The 26,526-nt window shown below is 66.0% G+C and carries 27 protein-coding genes; 9 read left to right on the top strand and 18 right to left on the bottom strand.

Annotation, left to right across the window (positions count from 1 at the left end; all coding sequences use genetic code 11):
* Positions 1–92 precede the first annotated feature (92 nt).
* Both ACSQ3Q_RS06420 and ACSQ3Q_RS06425 read right to left on the bottom strand, forming a co-directional pair.
* Complete coding sequence (locus tag ACSQ3Q_RS06420) at positions 93–455, bottom strand: MerR family DNA-binding protein (RefSeq protein ID WP_436133573.1); 363 nt, start codon at positions 453–455, stop codon at positions 93–95.
* Entirely contained in the window at positions 442–1,329 is an 888-nt protein-coding gene (locus ACSQ3Q_RS06425) for an ornithine carbamoyltransferase (protein ID WP_436133574.1), read from the bottom strand. Before ACSQ3Q_RS06425 ends, ACSQ3Q_RS06420 begins: the two co-directional genes overlap by 14 nt.
* 88 nt (positions 1,330–1,417) lie before the next feature.
* Between ACSQ3Q_RS06425 and ACSQ3Q_RS06430 the strand changes: the two genes are divergently transcribed.
* Positions 1,418–1,927, top strand: coding sequence for a hypothetical protein (locus ACSQ3Q_RS06430; protein ID WP_436133575.1), 510 nt, complete (start codon positions 1,418–1,420; stop codon positions 1,925–1,927).
* Here the strand turns inward: ACSQ3Q_RS06430 and ACSQ3Q_RS06435 are convergent.
* Positions 1,899–3,146 carry an MFS transporter gene (locus ACSQ3Q_RS06435; RefSeq protein ID WP_436133576.1) on the bottom strand — a complete coding sequence of 416 codons (1,248 nt, stop codon included), beginning with the start codon at positions 3,144–3,146 and terminating at the stop codon, positions 1,899–1,901. The genes ACSQ3Q_RS06430 and ACSQ3Q_RS06435 overlap by 29 nt on opposite strands.
* An 899-nt stretch (positions 3,147–4,045) precedes the next feature.
* Here ACSQ3Q_RS06435 and ACSQ3Q_RS06440 point away from each other — a divergent pair.
* A complete protein-coding gene (locus ACSQ3Q_RS06440) occupies positions 4,046–4,408 on the top strand; it encodes an MliC family protein (protein WP_436133577.1) in 363 nt (120 codons plus the stop codon).
* Positions 4,409–4,550: 142 nt separating this feature from the next.
* Here ACSQ3Q_RS06440 and kynA read toward each other — a convergent pair whose 3' ends face one another.
* The 6 genes from kynA to ACSQ3Q_RS06470 form a co-directional block, all read right to left on the bottom strand.
* Positions 4,551–5,438: a tryptophan 2,3-dioxygenase gene (gene kynA, locus ACSQ3Q_RS06445; protein WP_436133578.1), complete on the bottom strand. Its 888-nt coding sequence runs from the start codon at positions 5,436–5,438 to the stop codon at positions 4,551–4,553.
* Between the two features lie 142 nt (positions 5,439–5,580).
* Positions 5,581–6,891 (bottom strand): kynureninase, encoded by a 1,311-nt coding sequence (gene kynU / locus ACSQ3Q_RS06450; RefSeq protein WP_436133579.1) that lies wholly within the window; start codon positions 6,889–6,891, stop codon positions 5,581–5,583.
* Between the two features lie 88 nt (positions 6,892–6,979).
* Positions 6,980–7,636: an arylformamidase gene (gene kynB / locus ACSQ3Q_RS06455; RefSeq protein ID WP_436133580.1), complete on the bottom strand. Its 657-nt coding sequence runs from the start codon at positions 7,634–7,636 to the stop codon at positions 6,980–6,982.
* Positions 7,637–7,762: 126 nt separating this feature from the next.
* Positions 7,763–8,095, bottom strand: a complete 333-nt coding sequence (locus ACSQ3Q_RS06460; protein ID WP_436133581.1) for a YkgJ family cysteine cluster protein — start codon at positions 8,093–8,095, stop codon at positions 7,763–7,765.
* 72 nt (positions 8,096–8,167) lie between these two features.
* Positions 8,168–9,580 (bottom strand): sensor histidine kinase, encoded by a 1,413-nt coding sequence (locus tag ACSQ3Q_RS06465; RefSeq protein WP_436133582.1) that lies wholly within the window; start codon positions 9,578–9,580, stop codon positions 8,168–8,170.
* Positions 9,581–9,588: 8 nt separating this feature from the next.
* Positions 9,589–10,245: a response regulator transcription factor gene (locus tag ACSQ3Q_RS06470; RefSeq protein ID WP_436133583.1), complete on the bottom strand. Its 657-nt coding sequence runs from the start codon at positions 10,243–10,245 to the stop codon at positions 9,589–9,591.
* 186 nt (positions 10,246–10,431) lie between these two features.
* On the opposite strand from ACSQ3Q_RS06470, the gene ACSQ3Q_RS06475 reads away from it, so the two are divergent.
* From ACSQ3Q_RS06475 to ACSQ3Q_RS06485, 3 genes are all read left to right on the top strand, one after another.
* On the top strand, positions 10,432–11,307 hold the full coding sequence (locus tag ACSQ3Q_RS06475) for an NAD(P)-dependent oxidoreductase (protein ID WP_436133584.1): 876 nt from the start codon (positions 10,432–10,434) through the stop codon (positions 11,305–11,307).
* 463 nt (positions 11,308–11,770) lie between these two features.
* Positions 11,771–13,738: a S9 family peptidase gene (locus tag ACSQ3Q_RS06480; protein ID WP_436133585.1), complete on the top strand. Its 1,968-nt coding sequence runs from the start codon at positions 11,771–11,773 to the stop codon at positions 13,736–13,738.
* 40 nt (positions 13,739–13,778) lie between these two features.
* Positions 13,779–14,183, top strand: a complete 405-nt coding sequence (locus tag ACSQ3Q_RS06485; RefSeq protein WP_436133586.1) for a copper-binding protein — start codon at positions 13,779–13,781, stop codon at positions 14,181–14,183.
* Positions 14,184–14,203: 20 nt separating this feature from the next.
* Here ACSQ3Q_RS06485 and ACSQ3Q_RS06490 read toward each other — a convergent pair whose 3' ends face one another.
* From ACSQ3Q_RS06490 to ACSQ3Q_RS06500, 3 genes are all read right to left on the bottom strand, one after another.
* On the bottom strand, positions 14,204–14,884 hold the full coding sequence (locus tag ACSQ3Q_RS06490; protein ID WP_436133587.1) for an HD domain-containing protein: 681 nt from the start codon (positions 14,882–14,884) through the stop codon (positions 14,204–14,206).
* Positions 14,885–15,058: 174 nt separating this feature from the next.
* Positions 15,059–15,991 (bottom strand): ornithine carbamoyltransferase, encoded by a 933-nt coding sequence (gene argF / locus ACSQ3Q_RS06495; RefSeq protein ID WP_436133588.1) that lies wholly within the window; start codon positions 15,989–15,991, stop codon positions 15,059–15,061.
* A gap of 17 nt (positions 15,992–16,008) precedes the next feature.
* Positions 16,009–17,205, bottom strand: a complete 1,197-nt coding sequence (locus ACSQ3Q_RS06500) for an aspartate aminotransferase family protein (protein ID WP_436133589.1) — start codon at positions 17,203–17,205, stop codon at positions 16,009–16,011.
* A gap of 265 nt (positions 17,206–17,470) precedes the next feature.
* On the opposite strand from ACSQ3Q_RS06500, the gene ACSQ3Q_RS06505 reads away from it, so the two are divergent.
* On the top strand, positions 17,471–17,791 hold the full coding sequence (locus ACSQ3Q_RS06505) for a DUF3579 domain-containing protein (protein WP_436133590.1): 321 nt from the start codon (positions 17,471–17,473) through the stop codon (positions 17,789–17,791).
* Between the two features lie 25 nt (positions 17,792–17,816).
* Here ACSQ3Q_RS06505 and ACSQ3Q_RS06510 read toward each other — a convergent pair whose 3' ends face one another.
* Together ACSQ3Q_RS06510 and rpsT are read right to left on the bottom strand one after the other, a co-directional pair.
* Positions 17,817–19,013 (bottom strand): AAA family ATPase, encoded by a 1,197-nt coding sequence (locus tag ACSQ3Q_RS06510; protein WP_436133591.1) that lies wholly within the window; start codon positions 19,011–19,013, stop codon positions 17,817–17,819.
* 223 nt (positions 19,014–19,236) lie between these two features.
* On the bottom strand, positions 19,237–19,539 hold the full coding sequence (gene rpsT, locus ACSQ3Q_RS06515) for a 30S ribosomal protein S20 (RefSeq protein ID WP_436133592.1): 303 nt from the start codon (positions 19,537–19,539) through the stop codon (positions 19,237–19,239).
* 200 nt (positions 19,540–19,739) lie between these two features.
* Here rpsT and murJ point away from each other — a divergent pair, with 200 nt between their 5' ends.
* Positions 19,740–21,305, top strand: coding sequence for a murein biosynthesis integral membrane protein MurJ (gene murJ, locus ACSQ3Q_RS06520; protein WP_436133593.1), 1,566 nt, complete (start codon positions 19,740–19,742; stop codon positions 21,303–21,305).
* Between the two features lie 83 nt (positions 21,306–21,388).
* A complete protein-coding gene (locus tag ACSQ3Q_RS06525; RefSeq protein WP_436133594.1) occupies positions 21,389–22,237 on the top strand; it encodes a SirB1 family protein in 849 nt (282 codons plus the stop codon).
* 53 nt (positions 22,238–22,290) lie between these two features.
* On the opposite strand, the gene ACSQ3Q_RS06530 is transcribed toward ACSQ3Q_RS06525, so the two are convergent.
* Positions 22,291–23,154, bottom strand: coding sequence for a plasmid replication/partition related protein (locus ACSQ3Q_RS06530; protein WP_436136949.1), 864 nt, complete (start codon positions 23,152–23,154; stop codon positions 22,291–22,293).
* Between the two features lie 111 nt (positions 23,155–23,265).
* The gene (locus tag ACSQ3Q_RS06535) at positions 23,266–24,336 is read right to left on the bottom strand and encodes a transporter (RefSeq protein WP_436133595.1); all 1,071 of its coding nucleotides are present in this window, start codon (positions 24,334–24,336) and stop codon (positions 23,266–23,268) included.
* A gap of 129 nt (positions 24,337–24,465) precedes the next feature.
* On the opposite strand from ACSQ3Q_RS06535, the gene ppk2 reads away from it, so the two are divergent.
* Positions 24,466–25,380, top strand: a complete 915-nt coding sequence (gene ppk2, locus ACSQ3Q_RS06540; protein WP_436133596.1) for a polyphosphate kinase 2 — start codon at positions 24,466–24,468, stop codon at positions 25,378–25,380.
* A 136-nt stretch (positions 25,381–25,516) separates the two neighbouring features.
* Here the strand turns inward: ppk2 and ACSQ3Q_RS06545 are convergent, their stop codons facing one another.
* Together ACSQ3Q_RS06545 and ACSQ3Q_RS06550 are read right to left on the bottom strand one after the other, a co-directional pair.
* The gene (locus ACSQ3Q_RS06545; protein ID WP_436133597.1) at positions 25,517–25,906 is read right to left on the bottom strand and encodes a histidine kinase; all 390 of its coding nucleotides are present in this window, start codon (positions 25,904–25,906) and stop codon (positions 25,517–25,519) included.
* On the bottom strand, positions 25,903–26,412 hold the full coding sequence (locus ACSQ3Q_RS06550) for a GAF domain-containing protein (protein WP_436133598.1): 510 nt from the start codon (positions 26,410–26,412) through the stop codon (positions 25,903–25,905). The genes ACSQ3Q_RS06545 and ACSQ3Q_RS06550 overlap by 4 nt, the downstream gene beginning before the upstream one ends.
* Positions 26,413–26,526 lie beyond the last annotated feature (114 nt).

Genomic DNA, 26,526 nt, shown 5'->3' on the forward strand with positions numbered 1-26,526 from the left:
ATGTTGATTTGCTATGTATTTGATAGCTAAATAAGATTATCAATCAAGCGCTGGAGCCCATTTTGGCTTGAAATTTCGGCGGAGCAGACGCCTCAGAACGGCCCCACCGCGCGCAGTGGGCAATCGGTGGCCACGCGCTCGGCCAGTGTCTGGCGCAGGGCCTGCAGTGCGGCGATGCGCGCGTCGATCTCGCCGAGCTTGCCGGCCAGCACCTGGGCCAGCATGGGCGCGGGGTCGGGCGCGTCCCAGATGTCGGGCAGGCGGTCGCCAATCTCGGCCAGCGTAAAACCCAGCTGCTGCGCGGTGCGGATGTACTGCACCAGCATCACCGCCTCGGGCGGGTAGTCGCGGTAGCCGTTGGCCAGGCGCTGCGCGCGGATCAAGCCCTGCTGTTCGTAAAAGCGCAGCGCCTCGCGGCTCAGGCCCGAAGCGGTGGCCAGTTCACCGATCAGCATGGGGGGCTCCGCGGTGGTGGGTGCCGGCAGCGGCTTGTGCTTCGGCCGCCGATGCTGAGGCAAGGACCCAGCGCACGATGGCCATCTGCACCGGCAGCAGCAGCTCCTTTTGCGCGTGGCCCACAAAGCCGGGGTAGTCGACGGGGTCCACCGTCAGCTCGCGGCCCAGGGTGAAGGGCGGCGTGGGCAGCAGGGCCGGGTTGCCCATCGTGGCCAGGTGTTCTTCGGTCAAGGGCATCAGGTCGGTCTGCGTGGTGGCATCGGCCTCGGCGCTGGCCGGCCAGCTGTCGGTGATCACCACATCCACCGCGCTTGGCAGATGCTCGGGCTCCACAAACGCCACGTGGGGCAGCGCCTCATGAAAACGCCGGTCGCACACCTGCACCAGTTCGAACTCCAACACCTGCGCCAGTTCGTGCCACGAGCGGAACACATTGGTGCTGGGCCCCCACAGGCACACCCGCGCTTCCTGCAGCGGTTTGATTTTGGTGTCGACGTAGTACGCATCGGTCAGCACCTCGCAAGGGTGGCCCTGGGCCGACATCGCGTTGATCACCGGCCGCCGCGACGCCGCGGCAAAAGCCGAAATCAGCGGGTGGCCGGACTCGCGCACCACATACAACACATAGAACGGGTCGAGATAACCGGCCAGGTCCTCGGGCCGCTCGCCGGTCTTGAGCAGGTTGGGCAGCTCGGTGAACGCCAGGCCCAGCCGCCGGAACGCCTCGATGAACGTGGTGCGCGTGCGCACGCCGTTGCCCTCGAACGACCAGGCCACGGTGCCGTTCAACGCGGGGCCAGGTGCATCGCCTACCAGCGACCAGATGTGGCGGATGTCGGCGGGTTGCAGGTCGGTCAACTGGATGAGGTTCATGCGGTGGCCCAGATAAAAAAGTGCTTGACCCTGAAGCGTACTTCAGGCTCGAAGCTCGGGGCCTCCTTCACTTTGATGACCGCACGCCATGGCCACCTTTACCGCCACGCTACCTGCATTTTCAGAACCGCGCTACCTGCGCATCGTGCGCGCCAGCGGCTGGTACGACCTGTTCGTCACCTGGCCGTTTGCACTGCCCTGGACCTTTGCCTGGCTCTACGCGCAGCTCCAAGGGCTGGCCCAGGCGCTGGCCTTGCCCGGCATGCTGCACCCGCTCGACAGCACCCACATGCTGTTCGCCAACCTGCTGGGCTCGGTCGTGGTGGTGTGGTCCATCGCGCGCATCGCCGCACCCACCCTGCTGCTGGGCCGGCTCGATGGGCTGGCGCGGTTTCTGTTTGCGGCGTGGCAGATCTATGCCGTGACCCACGGCGCCAACGCCATCGTGCTGGGCTTTACCTTCTTTGAGCTGCTGTTTGGCGTGCTGCAGTGGTGGCGGGTGCGGGGTGCCGGCCTGGCTGTTTGTCCACCGGGGCCTGGCCAGATGAGCGCTAAGCGCAACCCGCGGGTCAGCGCGAAGGCGCAGGCAGAAGCCTGAAGGCAAACGCGCCCGCAGCCAGCATGCCGGCGATGGTGAGCATCACCGCCACATACGGGTCTGCGCCGCGCGCAGCCGCCAGCGACGCGGCCAGCCCGGTCACCCACTGCATCAGCGCCACACCCAGGAACAGCGCCATGGTGAAGACCGCCATGGCGCGCCCCGTCATGGCCGCGGGGTAGGACGAGCGCACGTCCGCGTACTGCAGCACCATGTAGCCCGACAACAGGCCCACCGCAATCGAGCCGCCCACGTCCAGCCATTCGGCGTGCAGCAGGCCCACCGCGCCAAACAGGGCCGCCAGCAGCACTGTAAAGCCGGTGATCCAGCGGCGCCGCCGCCCGGGGCCGGGGTCCAACCGTCCAAACAGGGCCGGGGTGAACAGCGACACCAGCGACGACAGCATGGCCACGTTGCCGCTGGCCACCAGGGAGTAGCCATGCCGCTCGATCAACAGCGGCCCGAGCCACAGCCCGCGCAGCGTGAGAAACGACGCATAGGTCATCAGCGCCAGCAGCATGATGCCGGCCGTGTGCGGCAGCAAAAACAGCGCGCCAAAGCCGCGCACCGCAGCGCCGATCGACTCGCGGGGCGGGGGCGTGCTGTGTGCACCCTGGTCACTGCCGACGGGCTGGGCGGGCTCATGCACCTTCCAGAAGATCAGCAGCCAGGCCAGCGTGGCCGCGCCCGCCAGCACGGCAAAGCCCATGCGCCAGGACGACTGCTGCACCAGCCACGCCAGCGGCGTGCCCGTGAACAGCATGCCCAGCCCGCCCACCCCCATCGCCACGCCCGACACCATCGCAAACCGGCTGGCCGGAAAGTAGCGCGCAATGAACACCGTGCACACCAGAAACGCCGGCGCGCAGCCCACGCCAATCAACACCTGCCCCAGCAGCACGCCGCCATAGCCGGGCGCCAGCGCCGACAGCAGCGAGCCTGCAATGGTGAGCGGAAACGCCACCAGCAGCGTGCGCCGCACGCCGTACAGATCGATCCCCACGCCCATGAAAAGCTGCATGGCGCCGAATGCAAATGCAAAGGCGCCCGCAAACACGCCCAGCGCCTGGGCCGACAGGCCGAACTCCGCCCGGAGCCCGGTGGCCATGATCGCCGTGATGGTGCGAAACGCCTGGCTCAGCGCAAAGCCGGAGACCAGCGCGAGCAGCATGGCCCATGCGGCGGAGGGCTGCAATGGCGGGGAAGGCGGTTGGGGCATCGAGGAGGTCAGGGAGGTCAGGGAGGTCAAGGAGGCCGGGGAGGTCGGGGAGGTCGGGGAAGAAGAGGGCGCCTGCAAGGTATTGGGTCTCCACACAACACGACGCTGGGGCGATGGCCGCGGTCGGTCTGTTTGTCTGTCGAGGGTACCTGCAGATGCGGAGGGGGCTGTCGCTGCGGGTGGATTGCCAGGCAAATGGGGCAGCAATGCCCGCAGCCAGTGGACGGGTTGACTTGGATCACACGCTGTTTCGGGCCTGAGTTGCCCCTCTAGACGGTCCGCACAGAGGCTCCCTAGGAGCTTGCGCGGCAGAAGGCATCGAAGCGAAACGCGCGAAAACCGAGGATCGTGCGGTGCTACCGACAAGCCCAGGGTGGGCCCCTGGACGCAGGGGGTAGAACTGCACGAGACCGGTTTGTCGCGCGTTGCAGCCGATGCTCCTTCTGCCGCGCAGGCTCCTAGGGTATGTCCTGATCTGCCGACGGCCCGTACGCGGTGCCTGCCAAACCCTGCTTTCTTTTCAACAAGTGCTCGCAATGCAGCAGCTGGGCAAACCATTGTGCCGGCGCATGCACCCAATGCGGGCCGGTTCGGGTCCCCCAGCACCGTCACGGGCGCGCCACAGCCCGGCGGCAGACTTTAGAGGGGGCTCTCGACGTGGGGATCACCCCAATGACGGGCCCCGGGCGCTGGGGCAATCTAGCAAACGTGCCCTGCACCGGGTGGTGTACATGGTTCTGGAGTCGCTGGTTTCGGTCTCTCGCCAGCAGGTGGTGCAGGTGTTTTTGGCAGTGGCAGGGTTCGTGCTTATGTGGCCTCAGGGCCGTTGTATGCAGGGGCCCAGCCGTTGAAAGTTGTCGGGTGTGCCGCAGGGTGCACCGCGATGTCAGGAGTGACTGATGAAGAAGATGGTTTTGCTGAGTTCGGGTGCGCTGGCCACGTTGATGTTGACGGGCTGCGCAAGCCAGCCGCCTGCGCTGCAGGCTTTCAGTGAGCCCACAGACCGCAGCAGCATGCAGTTTGCGTGCGGCAACGGCGAAAAGGTGGAGATGCAGTTCTTCCCCGACCAAGGCATGGGCGTCCTGCTGCGCAGCGGCTGGACGGTAGACCTGCCCAAGCAAGCCGCCGAGACCGGTTATGCCTACAGCAACGGCCCGACGACCGTGCTGGGCAAAGGCAACGAACTGACGATCCAGATCGGGCACCTGGCACCGATCTGGTGCCGCAGCAACCGCCCCATGATGGTGGCGGGCGGCAAGTAAACCGCACCCCGTTTTCGGCCCGCCTGCGCGGGTCTGGCGTGCACACCAGTGGTGTGGCAACACGTCAAAAACAATAGCTGCCCGTGCTTGCGTATCAAGCGCTGGCGGCTATTTTTATGCGCTTTTCACCGGCCGCAGCCGCTCACAGGTCCGTGCGCAGCTTCCAGATCTCGGGGAACAGCACCACGTCCAGCATCTTGCGCAGGTAGCTCACGCCGCCGGTGCCGCCCGTGCCGCGCTTGAAGCCAATCACCCGCTCCACCGTCGTCACGTGCCGAAAGCGCCAGAGGCGGAACGCGTCTTCCAGGTCGGTGAGTTCCTCGCCCAGTTGGTACAGGTCCCAGTGCTCCTTGGGGTTGCGGTACACGACCAGCCAGGCCTGCTCCACGCCGTCGCTCTCTGCGTAGGGCTGCGTCCAGTCGCGCTCCGTATGGCTGGCGGGCACGGGGATGCCGCGGCGCGCCAGCAGGCGCAGCGCTTCGTCGTACAGCGACGGCGCTTCATACGCGGCCTGCACCTGGGCCAGCAGGTCAGCGCGGTGCTCGTGGGGCTTGAGCATGGCGCGGTTCTTGTTGCCCAGGGCGAATTCGATGCTGCGGTACTGGTAGCTCTGGAACCCACTGGACTGGCCCAGGTAGGGGCGCATGGCGGTGTATTCGGGCGGCGTCATGGTGGCCAGCACATCCCAGGCGTGCACCAGCTGCTCCATGATCTTGGAGACGCGCGCCAGCATCTTGAAAGCCATCTGCAGTTCGTCGTTGGCGATGTGCGCAATGGCCGCGCGCAGCTCGTGCAGCATGAGCTTCATCCATAGCTCGCTGGTCTGGTGCTGCACGATGAACAGCATCTCGTCGTGCGCGGGCGACAGCGGCTTTTGCGCGGTGAGGATGGCGTCGAGCTGCAGGTAGTCGCCGTAGCTCATCGACTGGCTGAAGTCGAGCTGGGCGCGCTCCTCTTGCACGATGGATTCGGGCAGGGCGGCGGCCGGCGTGTCGCTGGCGGGAACGGTGGTTTGGGAAAAGGGGCACATGGTGGTCTCCTGCGTTCGCGCCGTGTCACACGGAGCGCTCGATCAATCAGAGCCGTTCGGGCTAAGCCTGTCGAAGCCTTGCGAGGCACTTCGACAAGCTCAGTGTGAACGGGTTGAGGTGTTTTTTGGCTACCAACAGGCCTCAGGTCACCGCGTGGGTCTGGTTGAACTCCGGCTTTTGCCAGTCGCCACTCTCCAGCACCTTGCGCAGATGCTCCACCGCATTCCACACGTCTTCAAAACCGATGTACAGCGGCGTGAAGCCAAAGCGCAGGATGTCCTTGTGCGGACCCTTGCCGCCGTCGCCCTTGCGGAAGTCGCCAATCACGCCGCGTGCGATCAGCGCCTGCACGATGGCGTAGGCGCCGCTGCCCTGGCCGTTGACGCCCGCGCCTTCGTCGCGCGTCAGGCACACCTGCGAGCCGCGCTGGGCATGGTCGCGCGGCGTGGCCAGGCCCAGGCCGTGGCCTGCGCAGCGCTCTTCCACGAGCTTTATGAACAGGTCGGTGAGCGCCAGCGACTTGGTGCGCAGCGCGGCCATGCCGCCCAGGTTTTCCGCGGCGGTGAACACATCCAGCCCGCACTGCAATGCCGACAGGCTGATGATGGGCTGGGTGCCGCACAGGTAGCGCGTGATGCCCGGTGCGGGTTTGTAGTCGGGGGTGAAGGCAAATGGCGCCGCGTGGCCCCACCAGCCCGACAGGGGCTGCCAGAAGCGATTGGCGTGGCGCGGGTGCACCCACACAAACGCCGGAGCGCCCGGCCCGCCGTTCAGGTATTTGTAGCCGCAGCCGATGGAGAAGTCGGCGCCCGCGCCGTTCAGATCGACGGGCACCGCGCCCGCGCTGTGCGCCAGGTCCCACACGCACAGGATGCCCTGGGCATGCGCGGCGGCCGTGATGGCGGCCATGTCGTGCATGGCGCCGGTGCGGTAGTTCACGTGGGTGAGCATCAGCACGGCGACGTCGCTCGTCAGCGCCGCAGTGATCTCCTCAGGCTCTACCAGCACCAGCTCCAGCCCACGCTCCTTGCACAGGCCTTCGGCGATGTACAGGTCGGTGGGGAAGTTGCTGCGCTCGCTCACGATGCGCTTGCGCGCGGGGTTGTCTTCGCGGGCGATGTTGAGCGCCGCGCTCAGCACCTTGTAGAGGTTGATGGACGTACTGTCGGTGCAGACCACCTCGTCCTGGCCCGCGCCGATCAGCGGGGCCAGCTGGTTGCCCAGGCGCTGGGGCAGATCGAACCAGCTCGCGGTGTTCCAGGATTGGATGAGGTCGGTGCCCCATTCGCGGGTGACCACATCGGCCACGCGGGCGGCTGCGGCTTTGGGCAGTACGCCCAGCGAGTTGCCGTCGAGATAGATCACGCCCGCAGGCAGCGTGAAGTGCTCACGCAGCGGGGCGATGGGGTCTTGCGCGTCGAGCGCGCGGCAGTCTTGAAGGGTGGTGGTCATGGCTGGCGAAAAGGTTTGCTTCTGTTTTGATAGCTGCTAGCGCTTATGGAAAAAGCGATAGAGGCCAAAAAGGCTTGAAATCGGTGAATTACAGCGCCCGCAGGACAGCGCGCACGGGCGACGCATCCGCGGTGGTCAGCTTGAGCGGCAGGGCGATCAACTCGTAGTCGCCCTCGGGCACATCGTCGAGCACGAGGTTCTCCAGCACCCGCAGGCCGCGGCGGCGGATTACCTGGTGGCTGTCGAGCGTCTTGCTGTCGGCCGGGTCGATGCTGGCGGTGTCGATGCCCACCAGCAGCACGCCCCGGTCGGCCAGGCGCTCGATGGTGTCGGGGGCATAGGCCGCCAGGGCGCCGTCCCAGTGGTCCACCGGCATGCGCTCGTAAGTGCGAACCAGCACGCGCTGCGGCAGGGAGGCATCTACCGCGTGGGCGATGTGGTCCCAGGTGATGAGCGGCCCATGTGCGATGGCATGGATCACGCGGCAGGGGCCCAGAAAGGCGTCGAGCGACACATCGCCGATGCTGGCGCCGTGCTCGTCGTAGTGCAGGGGCGCATCGGCATGCGCGCCCACGTGGGGCGACAGCGTGATGGTGCTCACATTCACCGGGCAGCCGGGCCCGATGGTGGCGCACCACTGCTGGCTGTAGGCCGTGTCGCCCGGAAACACGGGGCTGCCCGCATGCACGGGCGGCGAAATGTCCCAGAGCCTGCGGGTGGTGGAAGAAGAAGGGCTGGTTCGCATGGGACAAAGTTTGCATGTCCCTCAAAACCCGTGGTGTCGGTTATTTCCAACACCTGATGCATTTTGTTGAGGCCTAAACGATCAGCCTTTTTGCCGCGATGTCGGCAACCGATTTGCCCTGCGCTTTCAGAAGATCAGGCCTTCTGGCAGCGCCGGCAGCCCATGCCGCATGCGCGCGCGGTGGCAGGCGTGGTCGCCGGCTTCGAACTCGCGGCAGGGCGAAGGGCGCCATTCGTAGATGCCGCAGGCTGCCTTCACGCCCACCGTGCCGGTGAGCGCTGCGCAGCGCGCGGGCACGTGGTCGGTGCCGCGCATGCGACAGGTGCTGCTGGTCACCTCCACCGCCAGCCCGCCCGGCACCGTGCCGCCCAGCTCCTGCATTTCTTCCACCGCAAAGTCGACGCGAAAGCTGGCGCAGCAGGCGCCGCAAGTCAGGCAGGGGTGGATGGCGTCGGACATGGGGACATGCAGGTAGGTAGGTCGCGGTTGTTTTGGGGATGCGGCTGCGCGAGTGGGCGTTGAAAGGGCTCGTCAGCCAGCGTGCGGGAGGGGAATGCTAACGAAGAACCCCACGCCCGCACCGTTCAGTCCATCGCCCACGTGCACTTGCCCGCCCATGCGCAGCACGGCCTGCCGCACGATGGCCAGGCCCAGGCCCGACCCGTTGGCCGCGTGGCCCAGGCCGCGGTAAAAGCGTTCGAACACCCGACTGCGTTCAGTCACTGGAATGCCCGGCCCATCGTCCTGCACCGCCAGATGCAGCACCCCGCCCTCATGCCGCAGGGTCAGTGCCACATTGCCGCCCGCCGGTACATAACGCACCGCGTTGTCGATGAGGTTGTGCGCGATGGATTCGAGCGCCGGCAGGTCCAGCCGCGTGGGCAGGTTGTCCGGCGCGTCCAGCGACAGCTCGATCTGCCGCGCCATCGCTTGCGGTGCTGCCTGTGCCAGGGCTGCGCGCAGCCACTGCGCCACGTCCAGGTCGCGTGGCGCGGGGCGCTGCGCCTCGTCAAGCGCGGCCAGGTCCAGCAGTTGCTGCGCGAGGTGCGAGGTGCGTGCTATGGCCTGCTCCAGGTGCCCCTGGGCCTGTGTGCGCTCGTCCTCGCTTTGCGAGCGTGCCATCACATGCGCTTGCGCCGTGATCACGGCCAGGGGCGTGCGGATCTCGTGGGCCGCGTCCTGCACAAAGGCGCGTTCGCGTTCGACCTTTTGGCGCAGCTGGGCGAAAAGGTGGTCGAGCGATTGTTCGAGCGGCTTGAGTTCGCGGTGGCGGGCGTTGAAGCCTACGGGCTGCAAGTCGTCCCGGTCGCGCTGGGCGATCAGCTGGGCCAGTTGCTGCAGCGGGCGCAGACCGGTACGCACCGACAGCCACACGGGCAGCAGCACAAAGGGCGCGGCCAGCAACAGGTAGGGGATGAGCGTGCGGGCGTTGCGCGTCAGAAAGGCCGCGTCGCTGCGTTTGGGATCGGCAATGGTCAACATCCAGCGGTCGTTGCGCCCGGCGTAGATGCGGTAGACCTGCTCGTTGGCCGTGGTCTCTGTAATGCTGCCGTCAAGCGGGCGTTGCGGGAGCGGGGGCAGATGCTGCCAGCCGGGTGATGCAAACACCAGCCCGCCCTGCGCATTGCGCAGTTCGTACAGCGACACGCCCGGCAGCATGCCGAACTCACGGCGGCGAATGTTGGTCCAGATGTCGGTAGAGGACATGGCCGCGGCTGCCAGCGCGGGCTCGTTCACGTCTTTCAGAGAAACCAGCACGGCATCGCCGTATTTCTGCAGGCCCGGTTCGTTGGTGACGGTGTGCTTGTAATTTATGAAGTTGTAGCTCAGCAGCACCGCCCACACGAGTAGGAAAGCAACCGTGACTGACACCACGCTACGACGCACCAGCGTGGGTTCTGTCAGCCTTTTCCAAAGCCTACGCAGCTTGTGTGGAATGAACATGGCCCGGTTCATGCCTGCAGCAGATAGCCCACGCCGCGCACGGTGCGGATCAGCTCCGGACCAATCTTGCGGCGCAGGTTGGACACATGCACTTCAATGGCGCCAAAGTCCACCGGCTCGCCCAGGGGGTCGAGCCGCTGCGCGATCACGCCTTTGGGCACCACGGCGCCGGGCTCGCGCGCCAGCTCCAGCAGCAGTTGAAACTCCCGCGGCGACAGGTCCAGCGCCTCGCCGGCCCGCTGCGCCTGGTGGCGACGCGGCTCGATCACCAGCTCGCCCAGCACCCAGCGCTCGCTGGCCTGCCGGGCACTGCGGCGCAGCACGGCGCGGATGCGCGACATCAGCTCGGCCGTCGCAAAGGGCTTGACCACAAAGTCGTCCGCTCCGCCATCCAGCCCGGCCAGCCGGTCCTCCACCGCCGAACGCGCGGTGATCACGATGATGGGCACCTGCTCGCCTTGGGCTCGCCAGCGCGCGAGCAGATCGAACCCGCTGCCATCGGGCAATGTCAGGTCGAGCAGCACGCAGTCCACCGTGGTCGCATCGACCGTGGCGGGCGCATCCACGGCGCGGCGCAGCCACTCGCTGGTCAGGCCCTCCACCTTCAGGGCCGACTGCAGCGCGCGGCCGAGGTCCAGGTCGTCTTCGATCAGCAGGATGTGCATCGCGCGATTGTGGCCGGTGGCGGCTTAAGCGACGCCAAAGAACCGCGGGAGGGACTGCACCGGATGGCGGCACGGGCGGGCTTTGGGTAGAGTGCGGCGCAGCGCCGGCCGGGCCGCGCCCCACCAGGGCGATCAACGTCTGGCGCTGCACAGTCCAACCCTCACTGAAAGAAAGAAGAGCTCACCATGCACATCGGATTTATTGGCCTCGGCGTCATGGGGCTGCCCATGGCCCTGAATCTTGCGCGCGCAAACACCCCGCTGTGGGTGTGGAACCGGTCGCCCGACAAATGCGAAACCTTGCGTGCCGCCGGCGCGCGGGTGGCGTCCACCCCTGCCGAGGTTTGCGAGAACGCGCAGGTCATCATTCTTATGCTGGCCCATGAACAGGCGATGGACGAGGCGCTGCAGCGTGGCACGCGCGCGTTTGCCGGCCAGGTGAGCAACCGCACCATCGTGCACATGGGGACCACGTCGCCTGCGTACTCCAAGGGCCTGGAGAAAGACATCCTGGTGGCGGGTGGCCGCTATGTCGAAGCACCCGTATCGGGCTCGCGCAAACCGGCCGAGGCCGGGCAGCTTGTTGGCATGCTCGCGGGCGACGCGGCCAGCGTGGCGGCCGTGCAGCCGCTGCTGGCGCCGATCTGCCGCACCACCTTTGCCTGCGGGGCCGTGCCGTCTGCGCTGCTCATGAAGCTGTCGGTCAATCTCTTTCTCATCACCATGGTCACAGGGCTGTGCGAGGCCGCGCACTTTGCGGCCCAGCAGGGGCTCGACATGGAGCTGTTCCGCTCGGTGCTGGATGCTGGCCCCATGGCCAGCAGCGTGTCGCAGGTCAAGCTCGCCAAGCTGGTCGCGCGCGACTTCGAGGTGCAGGCCGCCATCCACGATGTGCTCAAGAACAACCAGCTGGTGGCGCAAGCCGCGCGCGATGCGCAGCTGGCATCGCCGCTGCTGGATGTGTGCCACGCACTCTTTGCGCAAACCGCGGCCATGGGGCTCGGGCAGGCCGACATGGTGGCGGTGGTGCAGGCGATGGAAGAGCGTACGCGGGCGCTGTAGCGGCGTTGAAGGGGGGAGCTGCCGGCGTGATGTAGCGCAGGTGCAACCTGTTGCGGTGAGCCTTTGGCATCGGCAAAGGTGGGGCACTCAACAATGCCATGATGCATCGCTACCACCCGGGCTTGGACACCCCAGCCTGTGTCTCCATCCCGCGCGTTCTCCGCCAGACGCGCCCTTTTATCCAGCCCGCACTGTGGCTTGGCGCTGTCTGCGCACTGGCGGGCTCGATAGGGATTGAGCCGGCAATAAACCCGGGCGCCACTGTCCGCTGCGCGTGGGCGGCGGACGACCACTGGACGCAGCAGAACCGCGGCACTGTGCGCCAGCGGCGGCCGCTGCTGGAGCGTGAGCTGCCCGGCTTCGCGAGGTCATAAGCGGCTTGCAGGGACGCCGACGCGCCAGCCTTTGGCTGGGCTTAAGGCGCGGCCTCCCACAATGGCGGCATCCAACGAGGGGGTTCTAGATGCAGTCGAGATTTATCGGTTTGTGGGGCGTGGTGTTGTCATGTGTGCTGGTGGCGGGCTGCGCCACCGGGCCATCGCACCCTGCGTTGGCCGGCGCGCCGCTGCCCGAGCTGATCCCGGTGCGCGACTTCGTGGCGAGCCGGCAGTCCACGGGCGGGTACCGGGTGTCGCCAGATGGCCAGCACATCGCGTGGTTTGGCACGGACGGCGTGGTTCCCGCGATCTGGATCCAGTCCATCGACGGCGGCGATGCCAAGGCGTTCCGCATTCGGGCGCGGTCCATTCGCTTCAGCGCTGATAGCCGCTGGCTCGGCATCACGGCCGACCCTACGGGAGACGAGAACACCCGCATCTATGCCGGCCCTGTCGAAGGGCCCGGCACGGATTTGCGCGAGCTGATGCCGGCGCCGCGCTCGGTGGCGCATTTCTCAGAAGCCGTGGAGGGCTCTGGCGACTTCATCGTCACCTCCAACCAGCGCGACAAGAAGGTGTTTGATCTGTACCGCGTGAACCCGGCGGGGGGTGCGCCCGTGCTGCTGGCTACCAACCCCGGCAACGTCAGCTGGTGGGGCGTGGATGTCAGTGGACAGCTGCGCGTGCGTGCGCGGCTCCAGGGCGATCAGACCTTGCTGGAAAGCCCAGGCGCGGAGCCTGGCACGTGGCAGGTCGTGACGCAGCGAAGCCGCTGGGAGACCCTGAACCTCTTCGGCCTGCACGACCAGGGGCGCAAAGCCTGGGCGCTGTCCAACCGGGGCCGCGACAAGCTCGCGCTGGTGCGGCTTGATCTGACCAATGGCGCCGAGGAGCTGGTGTACGCATCGCCCGATGTGGACCTGGACAACGTGACGCTGAGCCGGCGCACGCGCGAGCCGCTGGTGGCGTACTCCATGCCGGGCTATCCAGCGCGCAAGGTGTTTGACCCCGCGCTCGATGCGCGGCTGTCTGCGCTGGCAGGCTATCAGCCCGCCGAGGTTCTGGTGACCAGCGCAGACCATACCGACAGGGTGCTCACCGTGGCGGTGGCGACCGACCGGGGCACCCGCAACTACCTGCTGCGGGATGGCCAAGAGCCCAAGTTTCTGGGTGAGAACCGGCTGAGCCTGATTTCCAAGGACCTTGCACCGACGGAGCCCATCACCTTCACGGCGCGTGACGGGCTCCCCATGCATGGCTACCTGACGCTGCCCCAGGGCGTTGTGCAGCAGCAGCGGCTGCCGATGGTGCTGCTAGTGCATGGCGGTCCGTGGGCGCGCGACCGCTGGGGTGACGGAGCCACGAGCCGCGCGATGCAGCAGTTTTTGGCCAACCGCGGCTATGCGGTGCTGCAGGTCAACTACCGGGGTTCCAGCGGTTACGGTCGCGCGCACATGGAGAAAGCCATGGGCGAGTTCGCGGGCCGCATGCACGACGACTTGGTCGATGGTGTGCGCTGGGCGGTAGAGCGCGGGGTGGCCGACCCGCAGCGCGTGGCGATCTACGGCGCCAGCTACGGTGGCTACTCGGCCCTGGTCGGCGCCACCTTCACGCCCGAGGTTTTTGCCTGTGCGGTGGGTGTGGTGGGCGTGACGGACATCGCCCGCCTGCTGGAAGCTGCGCCGCCGTATTGGGAGCTGGGCTTGCCGTGGTGGCACCGCTATGTCGGCAACCCGGCCGTGCCGGAGGACCGCGCGCGCATGGATGCCAAGTCGCCGCTGTACCGGGCCCAGCATGCGCAAAAACCGATCCTCATCATGCATGGCGTGAACGATCCGCGCGTGAAGCTGGAGCAGTCTGAATGGATGGTGGCCGCCCTGCGCAAGGCGGGCAAGGACGTGCAGTACGTCACCTTTACGGGCGACGGCCATGGCAATCAGAAATGGACCAACAACCTCACGATGTACCGCAAGACCGAGGACTTCCTGGCGCAGTGCCTGGGCGGGCGCACCAGCGGGTTTGACTACTACCAGTTGGGGGCGTGGGCGTTTTGATGTGCCGTCCAGTCAAGGCATGGCGCAGGAGGGCGGTGTGATGGCGCAATGGAAAGAGATGAGGTTGGGGCTTGGGATGTGGGTCCCCGCGCTGAGGGGTGCGGCACTTGCCGCAGCCGCCATCGTGGCCATTGCGGCCAATGCCGCCGCGGCGCAGCCCGCTGTGTCGCCTGAGGCCACTTCTCCGTCTGGTCAGGCAGTCCCAGTGTTCACTCGTGCCCGTCTGGTGTCCGTTGAGCAGGACGCAGGGGGCAAGCTCTACGTCCGCTTGAAGTTGCTGCCGCGTGCCAAGCTTCCCTTCACGACGCAGGCGTTCAGGGTGCCTGATGGCGCGCTGTTGGCTGGCCTACCAGCAGGAGCTTGGGTGAAGTTCACCGCCCGGCATGTGGAGGGCGAGAACACGCTGACCTCCATTCAGGTCACCGAGGAATGCAAGCGCTTTTAACCCTGCGACTGACGGCTGGTTTACGCGTAGAGCGTTCTGGCCTGCAGCGCGCTCAATGCATTGCGGAGGTTGGTGCGTGCCTGCGTCTCGTAGCGCTCCTGAAACCAGTCGGTGCCGTAGATGCGCGGCCGATCAAGGAACCCCTGTAACACCGCAGTGCGCCCCGCTACATAGCGTGGCCAGCGCACGAAGAAATATTCGCGCCGCACGTTGTATTCGAACTGCCGGTACACCGCGTCGCTTTGGCCCAGGACCGCCAGGTCGATATCGACAACCCATTGCGCATCGCCGGTCAGCGGGCCTGGGGTGTGGCGCGTGTCCAGGATGTGCTGGTGCACGGTCTGCGCCAGCGCCGGAGGCAACTGCTGGCTGCGCAGAAAGCGCACCGCCCAGTCGGCACTGCGCTCCTCGTTGTGCTGGCTCCACGGCCAATAGATCGCGTCGTGGTACCACAGGGCGAGGGCCACCGCGTGCGGATCACTCAGAACGCAGGGCAACTGGTCTTGCACCGCCTGCAGGTGCCGCAGGCAGGCCCAAAGGTGGGTGGTGTCGTGGTACGCGCGGGGCCAGTGGGACCAGCTCAGGACGAGGCGGCGGCCCTCGGCGCGCCAAGCGGGCGTGTCTCGATCAAGCGCCTGGCCCAAGGCTTGCCAGTGCGCCAACAGTTCGGCGCTATGGGCAGGTTGGCGGCGCCACGGCATCTGACTTTGGAGCTCAGGCCACCTTGCCCAGAAGCAGGTATTCCATCAACGCCTTTTGCACGCGCATGCGATTTTGGCGGCGGCACGCAGTCCTCGACTGCTTCACGTCCGCGTTGCGGACATGAGCCTGCGCCGACACAGTCTGCTGGCGCTGGCGCGCCACCGCGCTGCATTTCATGCGACGCGGCCGAGCAAAAGGTACTCCATGAGTGCCTTTTGCACGTGCATCCTGTTTTCCGCTTCATCCCAGACCACCGACTGCGGCCCGTCGATCACATCGGCTTCCACCTCTTCGCCTCGGTGCGCGGGCAGGCAGTGCATGAACAGCGCGTCCGGCTTGGCGGCGGCCATCATTTCGGCGTCTACGCACCAGTCGGCAAAGGCAAGCCGGCGTTCTTCGTTCTCGGCCTCGTAGCCCATGCTGGTCCACACATCGGTGGTCACCAGGTCCGCGCCTTGGCAGGCCTCCAGAGGGTTGCTATAAAATTTATAGCTATCAGCGCTTATTCCACCAGCGCTAACGGCCAATTTCTCATCAATTTCGTAGCCGCGGGGGGTGCTCACATGCACCTTGAAGCCCAGCAGCGCGGCGGCCTGCAGCCAGGTGTTGGCCATGTTGTTGCCGTCGCCCACCCAGGCCACCGTCTTGCCTTTGATGGCGCCGCGGTGTTCGATGTACGTGAAGATGTCCGCCAGGATCTGGCAGGGGTGGTATTCGTTCGTCAGGCCGTTGATGACCGGCACGCGCGAGTTGGCGGCGAAGCTTTCGATCTTGGCTTGCTCGTAGGTGCGGATCATCACCAGGTCGACCATGCGGCTGATCACCTTGGCGCTGTCCTCGATGGGCTCGGCGCGGCCCAGCTGGCTGTCGCCGGTGGTCAGGTGCACCACGGAGCCGCCGAGCTGGTACATGCCGGCCTCAAAGCTCACGCGGGTGCGCGTGCTGGCCTTCTCGAAGATCATGGCCAGCGTGCGGTCCACGAGTGGATGGTGCTTTTCATACGCCTTGAACTTCTTCTTGATGAGCGCGGCGCGCTCGAACAGGTAGGCGTATTCGTCGGCGTTGAGGTCGTTGAACTGCAGGTAATGTTTCAGCGTCGTCGTCATGGCGGGGGTGCTTTTATTCATTCAGCCAGGATGGCTTTGACCAGCGGGGTCAGTTTGGCGACGATCTCGTCGGCCTCGGCAATGGTGAGGATCAGCGGGGGCACCAGGCGGATCACGGTGTCTGCTGTGACCGACAGCAGCAGGCCGGCCTCGGCCGCGCGGCCGATCAGGGCGCCGCAAGGCTTGTCGAGTTCGATGCCCAGCATCAGGCCCTGGCCGCGGATTTCCTTCACGCCGGGCAGGCTGCCCAGTTCGCGCTGCAGGGCGGCACGCAGGTGCGCACCCACGGTGGCCGCGTGCTGCAGCAAGCCGTCTTCTTCCATGATGCGGATGGTTTCGACCCCGGCGCGCATCGCCAGTGGATTGCCGCCAAAGGTCGTGCCATGGTTGCCCGGCTGCAGCACATTGGCGGCCTTGGGGCCAGCCACCACGGCGCCAATCGGCACGCCCGAGCCCAGGCCCTTGGCCAGGGGCATCACGTCGGGCACGATGCCCGCCCATTGGTGGGCGAACCACTTGCCGGTGCGGCCCATGCCGCACTGCACCTCGTCGATCATCATGAGCCAGCCGCGCTCGTCGCAGAGCTTGCGCAGCTGCTGCAGGTATTCCACCCGCATGCCGTTGATCCCGCCTTCGCCCTGGATGGTCTCGAAGAACACGGCCACCACGTTCGGATTGCCTTCGGTGGCCTTCTTGATGGCTTCGATGTCGTTCAGCGGTACGCGCACAAAGCCTTCGACCAGCGGGCCGAAGCCGTTGTAGATCTTGGGGTTGCCGGTGGCCGACATGGTGGCGATCGAGCGGCCGTGGAAGGCCTTCTCGTACACCACGATCTCGGGCTTGGCGATGCCCTTGTCCACGCCGTATTTGCGGGCGATCTTGAGCGCGGCTTCGTTGGCCTCGAGGCCCGAGTTGCAGAAGAACACGTTCTGCATGCCCGACAGCTCCACCAGCTTGGCCGCCAGGGCTTCTTGCAGGGGCGAGTGGTAGTAGTTGGAGGTGTGGATCAGCTTGGTGATCTGGTCCTGCAGCGCAGGCACGAGCCGGGGGTGGTTGTGGCCCAGCGTATTCACGGCGATGCCGCCCAGGCCATCGAGGTATTCCTTGCCGTTCACATCCCAGACTCGGCAGCCCTGACCACGGGCCAGCGCGATAGGGACGCGGCCATAGGTGTTCATCAGGTGGGGCGAGGCTGCCAGGGTGGAAGCGGTCATGCAGAAATCTCCAGACGGTACGGTGATGGGGCGGCTTGTGGCCGCAGGCCCGATAAAGCGAAGCACGATTCTAGGGGGAGCCCGATGAACGGCTGTTGACGATTGCGCATTACTGCAATGCGGTCTGCTGGGCTGTGCTTGCCGTGGTTTTGCACTCCGCCATGTGGATTGTGAGCCTCAGCTCTTATATAAGAGTTAGAATGCGCGCTGCAGTGCAGCAAGCAGCGATCCTGCCTTGCCCGCGCCCCACTACCACTTCCATCCGATGGTTTCCCCCTCCTCCAAAGAAGTCTTCATCCAGGGCATTACCCAAGACGGGAAGACCTTTCGCCCCAGTGATTGGGCCGAGCGGTTGGCCGGTGTGATGAGCAGCTTTCGTCCTGGCGGAGCCCGGCCTGGCAGCCATCTGAGCTATTCGCCGTGGTGCATTCCGACCACGCTGAACGGCGTCAAATGTGTGGTGGTGCACCGGGATCTGCGCGACCACGAGCCCATGGCCTGGGACTTCGTCATCAACTTTGCGCGGGACAACGACCTGCAGGTGGCTGAGGCCTGCCTGCTGCCCGACCCGCCCGCCAAGGGCTGACGTCTCTCGGGTCCTGTACTTGGCCTTAGGTCCGCTGAGACCCTGATCCAGGGCCGCCAGGACTGGCGCGCAACAGGTGGTCGGCCTGCAGCCGGGTCATCCAGGCTTTCTCCACAAACGGATCCGTCACGCCATAGTGCCCGTGTTTCACGCGCATGAGCAGGTTGGCCGAGGTCATCATGCCGATGATGCCCTGCACCTCCTGGGCCGTGACATCGCGTCCGATCTGCGCCGCGTACGCCTTGAGGGCCTCGCCGGTGAACACGCCCTTCACATCGCCGCCGATGCTGCAGATACGCGAGAAGACCGCCTCGGCCAGCGGGCCCATGGCTTCCACCTTTTGCAGCTCCACGTCGGCCGCCGCCGCACCCAATGACTGCGCGATGGTGGGCAGGTGCTCATTGGGCACGGCGTCCGGGGGCAGGCTGCGCAGCACGTTGAGGGCCTTCATCAACTCCTCGGGCCGGCTGCCCATGCTGCGAAACGCGGCCTCGGCCACGTCGGCCGAGGGCAACATGGGACCCAACTGGGGGCGCACCTGCGCGAGTACGTAGTCGATGAAGTCGCGACCCAGCACCGGAAACTCGTTGGTCACCGCGCCGTTGAAGGCCTGGTTGCCCTTGAGCGTGAGCTCTTGCACCCGCGCACGGTGCGAGCCGGTGCCGATGAAGAGGAAATAACCGGGTGTGCCTGGGCGGGTGTTGATCGCGTCACGCGCGGCTTTCAGCGCGTGCAGCAGGTGGTCGCCGTCGGTGCTGCCCAGTGCGTGCTGCACCTCGTCCACGATGAGCACCACATCGGTCCGGGCCTGGTCGATGAGTTCTTCAAACGCCCGGGCCAGGCTGGCGCCGTCGTCCTTGCCCACATCCGAGAGCTTGAAGCCAAACTTGAACCCCGCTGCACCCGCTTCGACGCTGGTGACCTGCTTGAGCCGCTTGAGGATGCCCGAGCCGGGTGTCTGCAGTTCCTTGAGCGTCTTGCGAATGGCCTCGTGCACCAGGTCTGCGGGGTTGGCCTGGGGTTGGCTCCACAAGTCGACATAGACCACGATGGCGCCCAGCGCTTCCAGCGCAGGGATCAGGTCGGTGGCCAGAAACGTGGTTTTGCCCACCCGCCGCTGGCCCGACAGGAACAGGCCCGAGCGCAGCGACGTGTCCAGGAACGAGGGCCGGAGCAGTTGCGTTGCCATCTGCTCGGCGAGGGCGGTGCGGCGAAAAGTCATGGTTTATTGGTTTTTATGAAATTCCAATAATTATGCTTTTTTGATAATTCCCCGTAAAGCCCGGCCTCTAGGTTCCTACCGAGAGGTCTTTATCCCGTTCGGAAACGAAAAAACCGCCCGGAGGCGGTTCGTTCGTTTTTTTTTGCTGGCAGCGCACCCGTTACAAACGGCGAACGGCACATGCCGTTCGGGCTGTTTGCCTGCCGAAGCAGGCGGGGATTGTTTAGGCGGCTGCCAGTGCCAGGGCTTTCACCTTGGCCGACAGACGGCTCTTATCGCGAGCTGCCTTGTTCTTGTGGAAGATGCCCTTGTCAGCCACGGTGTCGACCACGGCTTGCATCTTGGCGAACAGTTCGCTCGCCTTGGTCTTGTCGCCAGCCAGAACAGCCTTCTCGACGTTCTTGACAGCGGTACGGTATTTGGAGCGCAGCGAGGTGTTCGCGGCGTTGATCTTGACGTCCTGACGGACGCGCTTGCGGCCCGACGCCAGGCGCGGGTTCTTCTTCTTTGGTTTAGCGGATGCCATGTTTTTGATTCCTTGGGTCTGTGGATGATGCCAGCAAAGCCCGCGATTATAGCCCAGTGCGGGTTTCAGGCGCCATCACCCTCAAAAACCGGCGCAGTGCCATCGCGAGCGCACCCGTGGAACCGGCTTTGCCGGGCCACCGGGTGTGTCCCCCTCTGGGGGAAGACGCGCAGCGGCTCAGGGGGAATACACTCCCCGCCGTGTCACTGCTCAAAGCCGCCTCCACCGTATCCCTCCTGACCTTGGCTTCCCGCGTGACGGGACTCATGAGCCAGTTGCTCATGGCCTCGATGTTCGGGGCCAACGCCCTCACCGACGCCTTTCAGGTCGCCTTTCGCATCCCCAACCTGTTCCGCCGGCTGTTCGCCGAAGGGGCCTTCAGCCAGGCTTTTGTGCCGGTTTTGGGCACTGCCAAGACGCAGCAGGGCGAAGAAGCCACGCACAAGCTCATCTCCGCCGTGGCCACCGCCCTGGCCTGGGTGCTGCTTTTGGTCTGCATCCTGGGCGTGATCGGGGCGCCGCTTTTGGTGTGGGCGCTGGCCAGTGGCCTGCGCCAAAACCCTGAAGCCTACGACGCCGCCGTGCTGATGACGCGCTGGATGTTCCCGTACATCGGCTTCATGTCCATGGTCGCGCTGTCGGCCGGCATTCTCAACACCTGGAAGCACTTTGCCGTGCCTGCCGCTTCGCCCGTGCTGCTCAACGTGTGCATGATTGCCGCCGCCTGGCTGGGTGCACCGCAGCTGGAGGCCCGCGGTATCGAGCCGATTTTTGCCATGGCCGGCGGGGTGATGCTGGGGGGCGTGCTGCAACTGGCGGTGCAGGCGCCCGCCCTGGTGCGCCTGGGCCTCATGCCACGCATCGGCATCACCTGGGGCACCGTGCGTGCCGCCTGGGCCGACCCCGCCGTGCGCCGCGTGCTCACGCTCATGGGCCCGGCGGTGCTGGGAGTGGGCGTGGCCCAGATATCGCTGATGATCAACACCCAGATCGCCTCGTACCTGGCGCCCGGCAGCGTGACTTGGCTGTTCTACGCAGACCGGTTGATGGAGTTCCCCACTGCGCTGCTCGGTGTGGCGTTGGGCGTGGTGCTGACGCCGCAGCTCACGGCGGCCAAGGCCGCCGGAGACAGCGAAAAATACTCAGCCATGCTCGACTGGGGCCTGCGCATCGTGGTGCTGCTGGCCGTGCCCTGTGCGGTGGCGCTGCTCACGTTCTCCACCCCGCTGGTGGCCACGCTGTTCCACTACGGCAAGCTCACCGACCGCGACGTGGGGCAGATCGCTCTGGCGCTGTCGGGTTACGGCGCCGGCTTGGTCGGCATCGTGGCCATCAAGGTGCTGGCGCCCGGCTACTACGCCAGCCAGGACGTGCGCACACCCGTCAAGATCGCCATCGCCGTGCTGGTTATCACGCAGCTGCTCAACATCGGCCTCGTGCGCTGGATTGACCACGCGGGCCTGGCCTTGTCGATTGGCCTTGGGGCCCTGGTCAACGCGCTGTGGCTGCTGATCGGTTTGCTGCGGCGCGGCAGCTACCACCCGCAGCCGGGCTGGGGCAAGTTTGCGCTGCAAGTGATCGCCGCCAGCGCCTTGCTGGCCGTGCTGCTGGTGTGGGGCTCGCAGCACTTCGACTGGATTGACATGCGCGGGCAAACCCTCAAGCGCATAGGGCTGTTGGCAGGCCTCATGGTGGCCGCTGCAGTGCTGTATTTCGGCGCGCTGTGGGCTGCTGGCCTCAAGCTGCGCCAGCTCCTGCGGCGGTAAAGTCCGGCAGTGCGGGCAACAGGCCGGCAAAGTCCGGCTTTCTGCGGCTTGACGCGCCGGCAGGGTGCACTTACAACAATGCCATGCCTCTGAGCCTTTCCTTGCCTACCTCGCTGGAGTACTTTGCATCGCTGGTGCAAAGCGATGACCACTTTCCGCTGCTCGAAGCGGCTGCCAGCCTGGCCCAGGACGAATACCCCGAAGTGGACGTGCAGCTGCTGCTGGGCGACATGGACCAGCTGCTGGCGCGCATCAAGCGCCGCTTGCCGGCCGACGCTCCCGCGCTGCAGCGCCTGCGCACGCTCAACCAGTTCTTTTTTGCCGACCTGGGCTTTGGCGGCAACATCAACAACTACTACGACCCCGAGAACAGCTACCTCAATGCCGTGCTGCGCACGCGCCGCGGCATCCCGATCTCGCTGGCGGTGCTGTGGATGGAGCTGGCCCAGGGCCTGGGCCTGCACGCGCGCGGCATTGCGTTCCCGGGGCACTTCATGGTCAAGGTGCTGCTGCCGAAGGGGCAGGTGGTGCTCGACCCGATCTCGGGCCAGTCGCTCAGCCGCGAGGAGCTGGCCGAACGCCTGGAGCCTTACAAGCGCCGCAACGGACTGGTGGACGACTACGACGTGCCGCTGGGTCTGTACCTTCAGGCGGCCACGCCGCGCGACATCATCGCGCGCATGCTGCGCAACCTGAAGGAAGTACACCGCACCCAGCAGGACTGGCAGCGCCTGATCTGTGTGCTGGACCGCCTCATCGTGCTGCTGCCAGAAGCCTGGGGCGAGTGGCGCGACCGGGGCCTGGCCCATGCCGAGCGCGGCAACACTGCAGAGGCCATGGCCGACCTCGAAACCTACCTTGCCCATGTCGAGGACGGCCTGGACATTGATTTGGTGTCTGACCGGCTGAGCGCACTGCGCGCCGGCGGTTGATAGTCTGAGCCGTGGACCCGCTGATCAACTGATTGCGGAGTTAGCCGGTCCGCTCAGAACGGCGGGCTGTCCGCCGGCAGTGCAGCCTGCAGTTGCGACAGCTGCCTGCGCAACTCGGTGTTCTCGGCGGTGAGCTCGGCCACGCGGTGGCGCAGGGCCTGCAGTTCATCGGCACCTGTCCCCGCTTCTTTGGCAGGGCTGTCTTCCGAGGCCCCCTCGTCGCCTGCCTCGCGTGTTTCGCGCGGCTTGCGTTTGTTGAGTTCCCGCACCCGCTTGGCGGCCTGCTTGAGCTCGTCCTTGCCCGCCGCCACGGCCGCCACCTGCTCTTCGGCCGGCAGCGTGGCCACAGCCGCTGCAGCGTTGATCGAGATGGTGCCTGACTTCACGGCCGCCACCAGCTCCGGCGCGGCCTGTTTCTGGATCTTCTCGATCATCACCACCTGGCTGCTGCTGAGCCGCGCGGCCTTGGCAATGGCTTCGCGGCTGTTCAGCGGGTCGGGTGCGGGCAGTGCGGTGGATTCAGCAGCCGACACTGAGACGTCGACAGAACCTGCGGCTTCGCCGGCCTCTGGCGCAATGGCTGCACGCGCCTTGCGCTCAGCAATGATCTCGCGCTTGCGCAGCGCCAGCACGCCCCGCTGAAAGTCCGACACGCTGCGCCGACCCAGGTGCTGGTCGATCATCCACAGGTGCACGTCCTCCATCGACTGGAAGCGCGGGTTCTGCACCGTCTGGAACGGCAGGCCGTGTTTTTGGCAGATGCCGTAGCGGTTGTGGCCGTCCACCAGCACATCGCCCCACAGCACCAGCGCGTCGCGGCAGCCTTCGGACAGGATGCTGCGCTCCAGGGCCTCGTGCTCGTCGGGGGTCAGGGGTTCGATGTAGGCTTTGAGTTCTGGGTTGACGACGATGTTCATGGCAGGGGCGGGCGATTCGGAAGCGGGCAAGGGGCGGGATTGTAGACATGCCTGCGTACCCATCGGCCCAGCTGTCTCCCGCACTGTGCGGCGGTGCACCGCCGCATCGTCTCACCGGTCACGCGCACCCCGCAGCGCCAGCCAGCCCGCTACCGCCGTGAAGGCCAGCACCACCGCCACGATGATCCAGAAGCCGTGCGGGTCGTCGGCCAGCGGCACACCGCCCACGTTCATGCCAAACAGGCCCGCCAAAATGTTGATGGGCAAGGCCAGCACCGTGACCACGGTGAGCACAAACAGGCTGCGGCTGTTGGCCTCTTGCACGCTGGCGGCGATTTCTTCCTGCAGCAGCTTGATGCGCTCCTGCAGGCCCTGCATGTCGCGCAGCACCACCGAGAATTCTTCGGTGGAATCGCGCAGCTCCTGCGCGTCGTCCGCGCCCATCCACGCCGGCGGGTGCTGCAGCAGGCGGAACAGCGCCGCCGGCTCGGGCGCCAGCAGCCGCTGCAGGCGCACCAGCAGCCGCCGCAGCCCACCCAGCCGGGCGCGCTTGTGGTCCAGCCGGCCGGCCAGCAGTTCGTCCTCCACATCGTCGATGCGCTGCGTCACGCCGCGCACGATGTCCACCAGGCCCGACGCCTGCGTGCGCATGAGCTCGGCCAGCAGCCCCACGCTGGAGTTGGGAGCCTGCCCGCTGCGCACCGCGGTGCGCAGTGCGTCGACCGAGCGCAGCGGCCGCGTGCGCCCCGTCACCATCAGGTGCGGGGCCACGCTGGTCCACAGCGTAGCGATGTCCGAGGGTTCGAACGCAAAGTCGAACTGCGCGTCGTTGAGCACCGCAATCAGCGTGTCATCGTCGCGCTCGATGCGGGTGGAGACCGAGCGGTCCTTGAGCGCATCGAAGAATGCCTCGGGCAGGTCGGCGTGCCGCTCCATCCAGCGCATGGCCTGCGCCTGGCTCAGGTTGAAGTGCAGCCACAAGAACTCGCCTGCAGGTGCTGCGGCGCCGGTGGGCCCCGCCAAGGCCAGCCACTGTGCGGCTTGCACCGAGTCGACCTCGCGGGGCGCTGCATCCTCGCCCAGCAGATAGCCGCAGATGAGGCCTGCGGCGTCGCCGCCGTAGTTGAGGCTGGCGTTGAGCGCGGGCTGGCCAGAGGGGGAAGGGGCGGCGGGGGTGGACACAGGGCCTGCATCGTGGTGTGCGGCTGTGACGCTGGCGTGACAGATCACGCTGCTGTCACGCCGCTGTCACGATACCGTCACCGCCGGGCTCCAACATGGCCGTCTTTGCGACGACCTTCGAACCCTCCCATGCTCTACAACGACACCTTCGACACCCAGGAACTGATGCAACGCATCGCCAATGACCTGATCGACAGCTACGACGAGGAGCTGGAACTGGAGATCGAAGACCGCGAGGTCGATGACATCGGCGCGCCCAGCCCGGCCGACAAGCTGGCGCGCCAGCAATATTTCAAGGAACTGTTTCGCCTGCAGGGTGAGCTGGTCAAGCTGCAGGACTGGGTGCAGCACAGCCGCGAAAAGGTGGTGATCCTGTTCGAGGGCCGCGACGCCGCCGGCAAGGGCGGCGTGATCAAGCGCATCACCCAGCGCCTGAACCCTCGCGTGGCCCGCGTGGCCGCGCTGCCCGCGCCTAACGACCGTGAACGCACGCAGTGGTACTTCCAGCGCTACGTGGCGCACCTGCCCGCAGCCGGCGAGATCGTGATGTTCGACCGCAGCTGGTACAACCGCGCCGGTGTGGAACGGGTGATGGGGTTTTGCTCTGACGACGAGTACGAAGAATTTTTCCGCAGCGTGCCGGAGTTTGAAAAGATGCTCGTGCGCTCGGGCATCCGCCTCGTCAAATACTGGTTCTCGATCACCGACGAAGAGCAGCATCTGCGCTTTCTGGGCCGCATCCACGACCCGCTCAAGCAGTGGAAGCTCAGCCCCATGGACCTGGAAAGCCGCGTGCGCTGGGAGGCCTACACCAAGGCCAAGGAAACCATGCTCGAGCGCACCCACATCCCCGAGGCGCCGTGGTGGGTGGTGCAGGCGGTGGACAAGAAAAAAGCGCGCCTCAATTGCATCGCGCACCTGCTGTCGCAAATGCCGTATCAAGAGGTGCCGCACCCCACCGTCGTGCTGCCCGAGCGCGTGCGCAACCCCGAGTACCTGCGCCAGCCGGTGCCCGCGTCGATGTACGTGCCCGAGGTGTACTGACGCTGGCGAGTGCCCGGCGACCGGTGTTGGCGCTGGGCGGGCCGCTCCAGCCGATACGTAGATAACGCTACTAAATTGATAGCTATTAGCGCTTATTTATCAAGCGCTAGAGCACGAAAACACTCAAAATTTCCCGCTAGTCCGCACCCTTGAGCATCTGGATCGTCGCGATCACATCGCGCACCTTGAAGGGCTTGAGCAGCACGCGCCGCACCTGCAGCGCCTTCATCTGCACGGCGGTGGATGCATCGACTTGCGATGTGGTCACGGCGATGGGGGCGTCAGCCCGCAGGGCGTACTGCGCCGTGCGCACCTGCTCCAGCAGCATCACCGCGTCGTCATGTTCATCCAGCGACACGATGAGGGCTGAAAACTCCTGAGCCGCAAGCCGCTGCTGAGCCATCCGGATGCTGGCCACCTGGCGTACTGATGGGAGCACTAGCTGCCTGGCCGTCGCTACGATGATGCTGCCCGTGAGGGTGCTGGGCTCCACCAGCAAGATGGGGAGGCTGACCGTGCCGCTCACGTGGCGGATCCCTCTTCGCCGGACCGGCGCATGAGCTCTTCAATGGCCAGGTCGCGCAGTGACGCCAGGATGGCCAGATCGACTTCGTCCAAGGTACGTGGCTGACGGTCCAGCAGGCACAGGGTCCCCACGGTCTGCCCATTGGGCAGCTTGAGCGGCGCCCCCGCGTAAAACTGGATGTGGGGTGCGCCCGTGACGAGCGGGTTGTCGGCAAACCGTTCGTCCAGCGCCGCGTTGGGCACCACCATGGTCTCGTCCCGCAAGATGGCGTGGCCACAAAAGGAGATGTCGCGCGGCGTCTCAGGAATATCCAGGCCGACACGGGCCTTGAACCATTGCCGCTGGTCATCGATGAGCGAGAGCAGGACCACGGGCACGTCGAACTCCTGCGCTGCAAACGCAGCAATGCGGTCAAAGCGTTCTTCTGGTGGCGTGTCCAGGATCAGCAGCTCGCGCAGCGCCTGCAGGCGGCTGTCTTCATTGGCGGGGCGGGAGGGTGCTTGCATGGTGGATTCCTGGCGGGGCGCAACAGGCGCCACGGGATGAGCCCCATTATCGGCCGCGTGCCAACCCCGTGCCGCGGGCGCCCGCGCCGGGTTGCGCGGTCGCTAGGCGGGAGC

The organism is Acidovorax sp. LjRoot129 (assembly GCF_964253765.1).
Classification (GTDB): domain Bacteria; phylum Pseudomonadota; class Gammaproteobacteria; order Burkholderiales; family Burkholderiaceae_C; genus Acidovorax.

Bases quoted from the DNA above. Each gene is read 5' to 3' on its own strand.
- ACSQ3Q_RS06420 (WP_436133573.1), bottom strand. From the start codon at position 455: ATGCTGATCGGTGAACTGGCCACCGCTTCGGGCCTGAGCCGCGAGGCG.
- ACSQ3Q_RS06425 (WP_436133574.1), bottom strand. From the start codon at position 1,329: ATGAACCTCATCCAGTTGACCGACCTGCAACCCGCCGACATCCGCCAC.
- ACSQ3Q_RS06430 (WP_436133575.1), top strand. From the start codon at position 1,418: ATGGCCACCTTTACCGCCACGCTACCTGCATTTTCAGAACCGCGCTAC.
- ACSQ3Q_RS06435 (WP_436133576.1), bottom strand. From the start codon at position 3,146: ATGCCCCAACCGCCTTCCCCGCCATTGCAGCCCTCCGCCGCATGGGCC.
- ACSQ3Q_RS06440 (WP_436133577.1), top strand. From the start codon at position 4,046: ATGAAGAAGATGGTTTTGCTGAGTTCGGGTGCGCTGGCCACGTTGATG.
- kynA (WP_436133578.1), bottom strand. From the start codon at position 5,438: ATGTGCCCCTTTTCCCAAACCACCGTTCCCGCCAGCGACACGCCGGCC.
- kynU (WP_436133579.1), bottom strand. From the start codon at position 6,891: ATGACCACCACCCTTCAAGACTGCCGCGCGCTCGACGCGCAAGACCCC.
- kynB (WP_436133580.1), bottom strand. From the start codon at position 7,636: ATGCGAACCAGCCCTTCTTCTTCCACCACCCGCAGGCTCTGGGACATT.
- ACSQ3Q_RS06460 (WP_436133581.1), bottom strand. From the start codon at position 8,095: ATGTCCGACGCCATCCACCCCTGCCTGACTTGCGGCGCCTGCTGCGCC.
- ACSQ3Q_RS06465 (WP_436133582.1), bottom strand. From the start codon at position 9,580: ATGTTCATTCCACACAAGCTGCGTAGGCTTTGGAAAAGGCTGACAGAA.
- ACSQ3Q_RS06470 (WP_436133583.1), bottom strand. From the start codon at position 10,245: ATGCACATCCTGCTGATCGAAGACGACCTGGACCTCGGCCGCGCGCTG.
- ACSQ3Q_RS06475 (WP_436133584.1), top strand. From the start codon at position 10,432: ATGCACATCGGATTTATTGGCCTCGGCGTCATGGGGCTGCCCATGGCC.
- ACSQ3Q_RS06480 (WP_436133585.1), top strand. From the start codon at position 11,771: ATGCAGTCGAGATTTATCGGTTTGTGGGGCGTGGTGTTGTCATGTGTG.
- ACSQ3Q_RS06485 (WP_436133586.1), top strand. From the start codon at position 13,779: ATGGCGCAATGGAAAGAGATGAGGTTGGGGCTTGGGATGTGGGTCCCC.
- ACSQ3Q_RS06490 (WP_436133587.1), bottom strand. From the start codon at position 14,884: ATGCCGTGGCGCCGCCAACCTGCCCATAGCGCCGAACTGTTGGCGCAC.
- argF (WP_436133588.1), bottom strand. From the start codon at position 15,991: ATGACGACGACGCTGAAACATTACCTGCAGTTCAACGACCTCAACGCC.
- ACSQ3Q_RS06500 (WP_436133589.1), bottom strand. From the start codon at position 17,205: ATGACCGCTTCCACCCTGGCAGCCTCGCCCCACCTGATGAACACCTAT.
- ACSQ3Q_RS06505 (WP_436133590.1), top strand. From the start codon at position 17,471: ATGGTTTCCCCCTCCTCCAAAGAAGTCTTCATCCAGGGCATTACCCAA.
- ACSQ3Q_RS06510 (WP_436133591.1), bottom strand. From the start codon at position 19,013: ATGACTTTTCGCCGCACCGCCCTCGCCGAGCAGATGGCAACGCAACTG.
- rpsT (WP_436133592.1), bottom strand. From the start codon at position 19,539: ATGGCATCCGCTAAACCAAAGAAGAAGAACCCGCGCCTGGCGTCGGGC.
- ACSQ3Q_RS06525 (WP_436133594.1), top strand. From the start codon at position 21,389: ATGCCTCTGAGCCTTTCCTTGCCTACCTCGCTGGAGTACTTTGCATCG.
- ACSQ3Q_RS06530 (WP_436136949.1), bottom strand. From the start codon at position 23,154: ATGAACATCGTCGTCAACCCAGAACTCAAAGCCTACATCGAACCCCTG.
- ppk2 (WP_436133596.1), top strand. From the start codon at position 24,466: ATGCTCTACAACGACACCTTCGACACCCAGGAACTGATGCAACGCATC.
- ACSQ3Q_RS06550 (WP_436133598.1), bottom strand. From the start codon at position 26,412: ATGCAAGCACCCTCCCGCCCCGCCAATGAAGACAGCCGCCTGCAGGCG.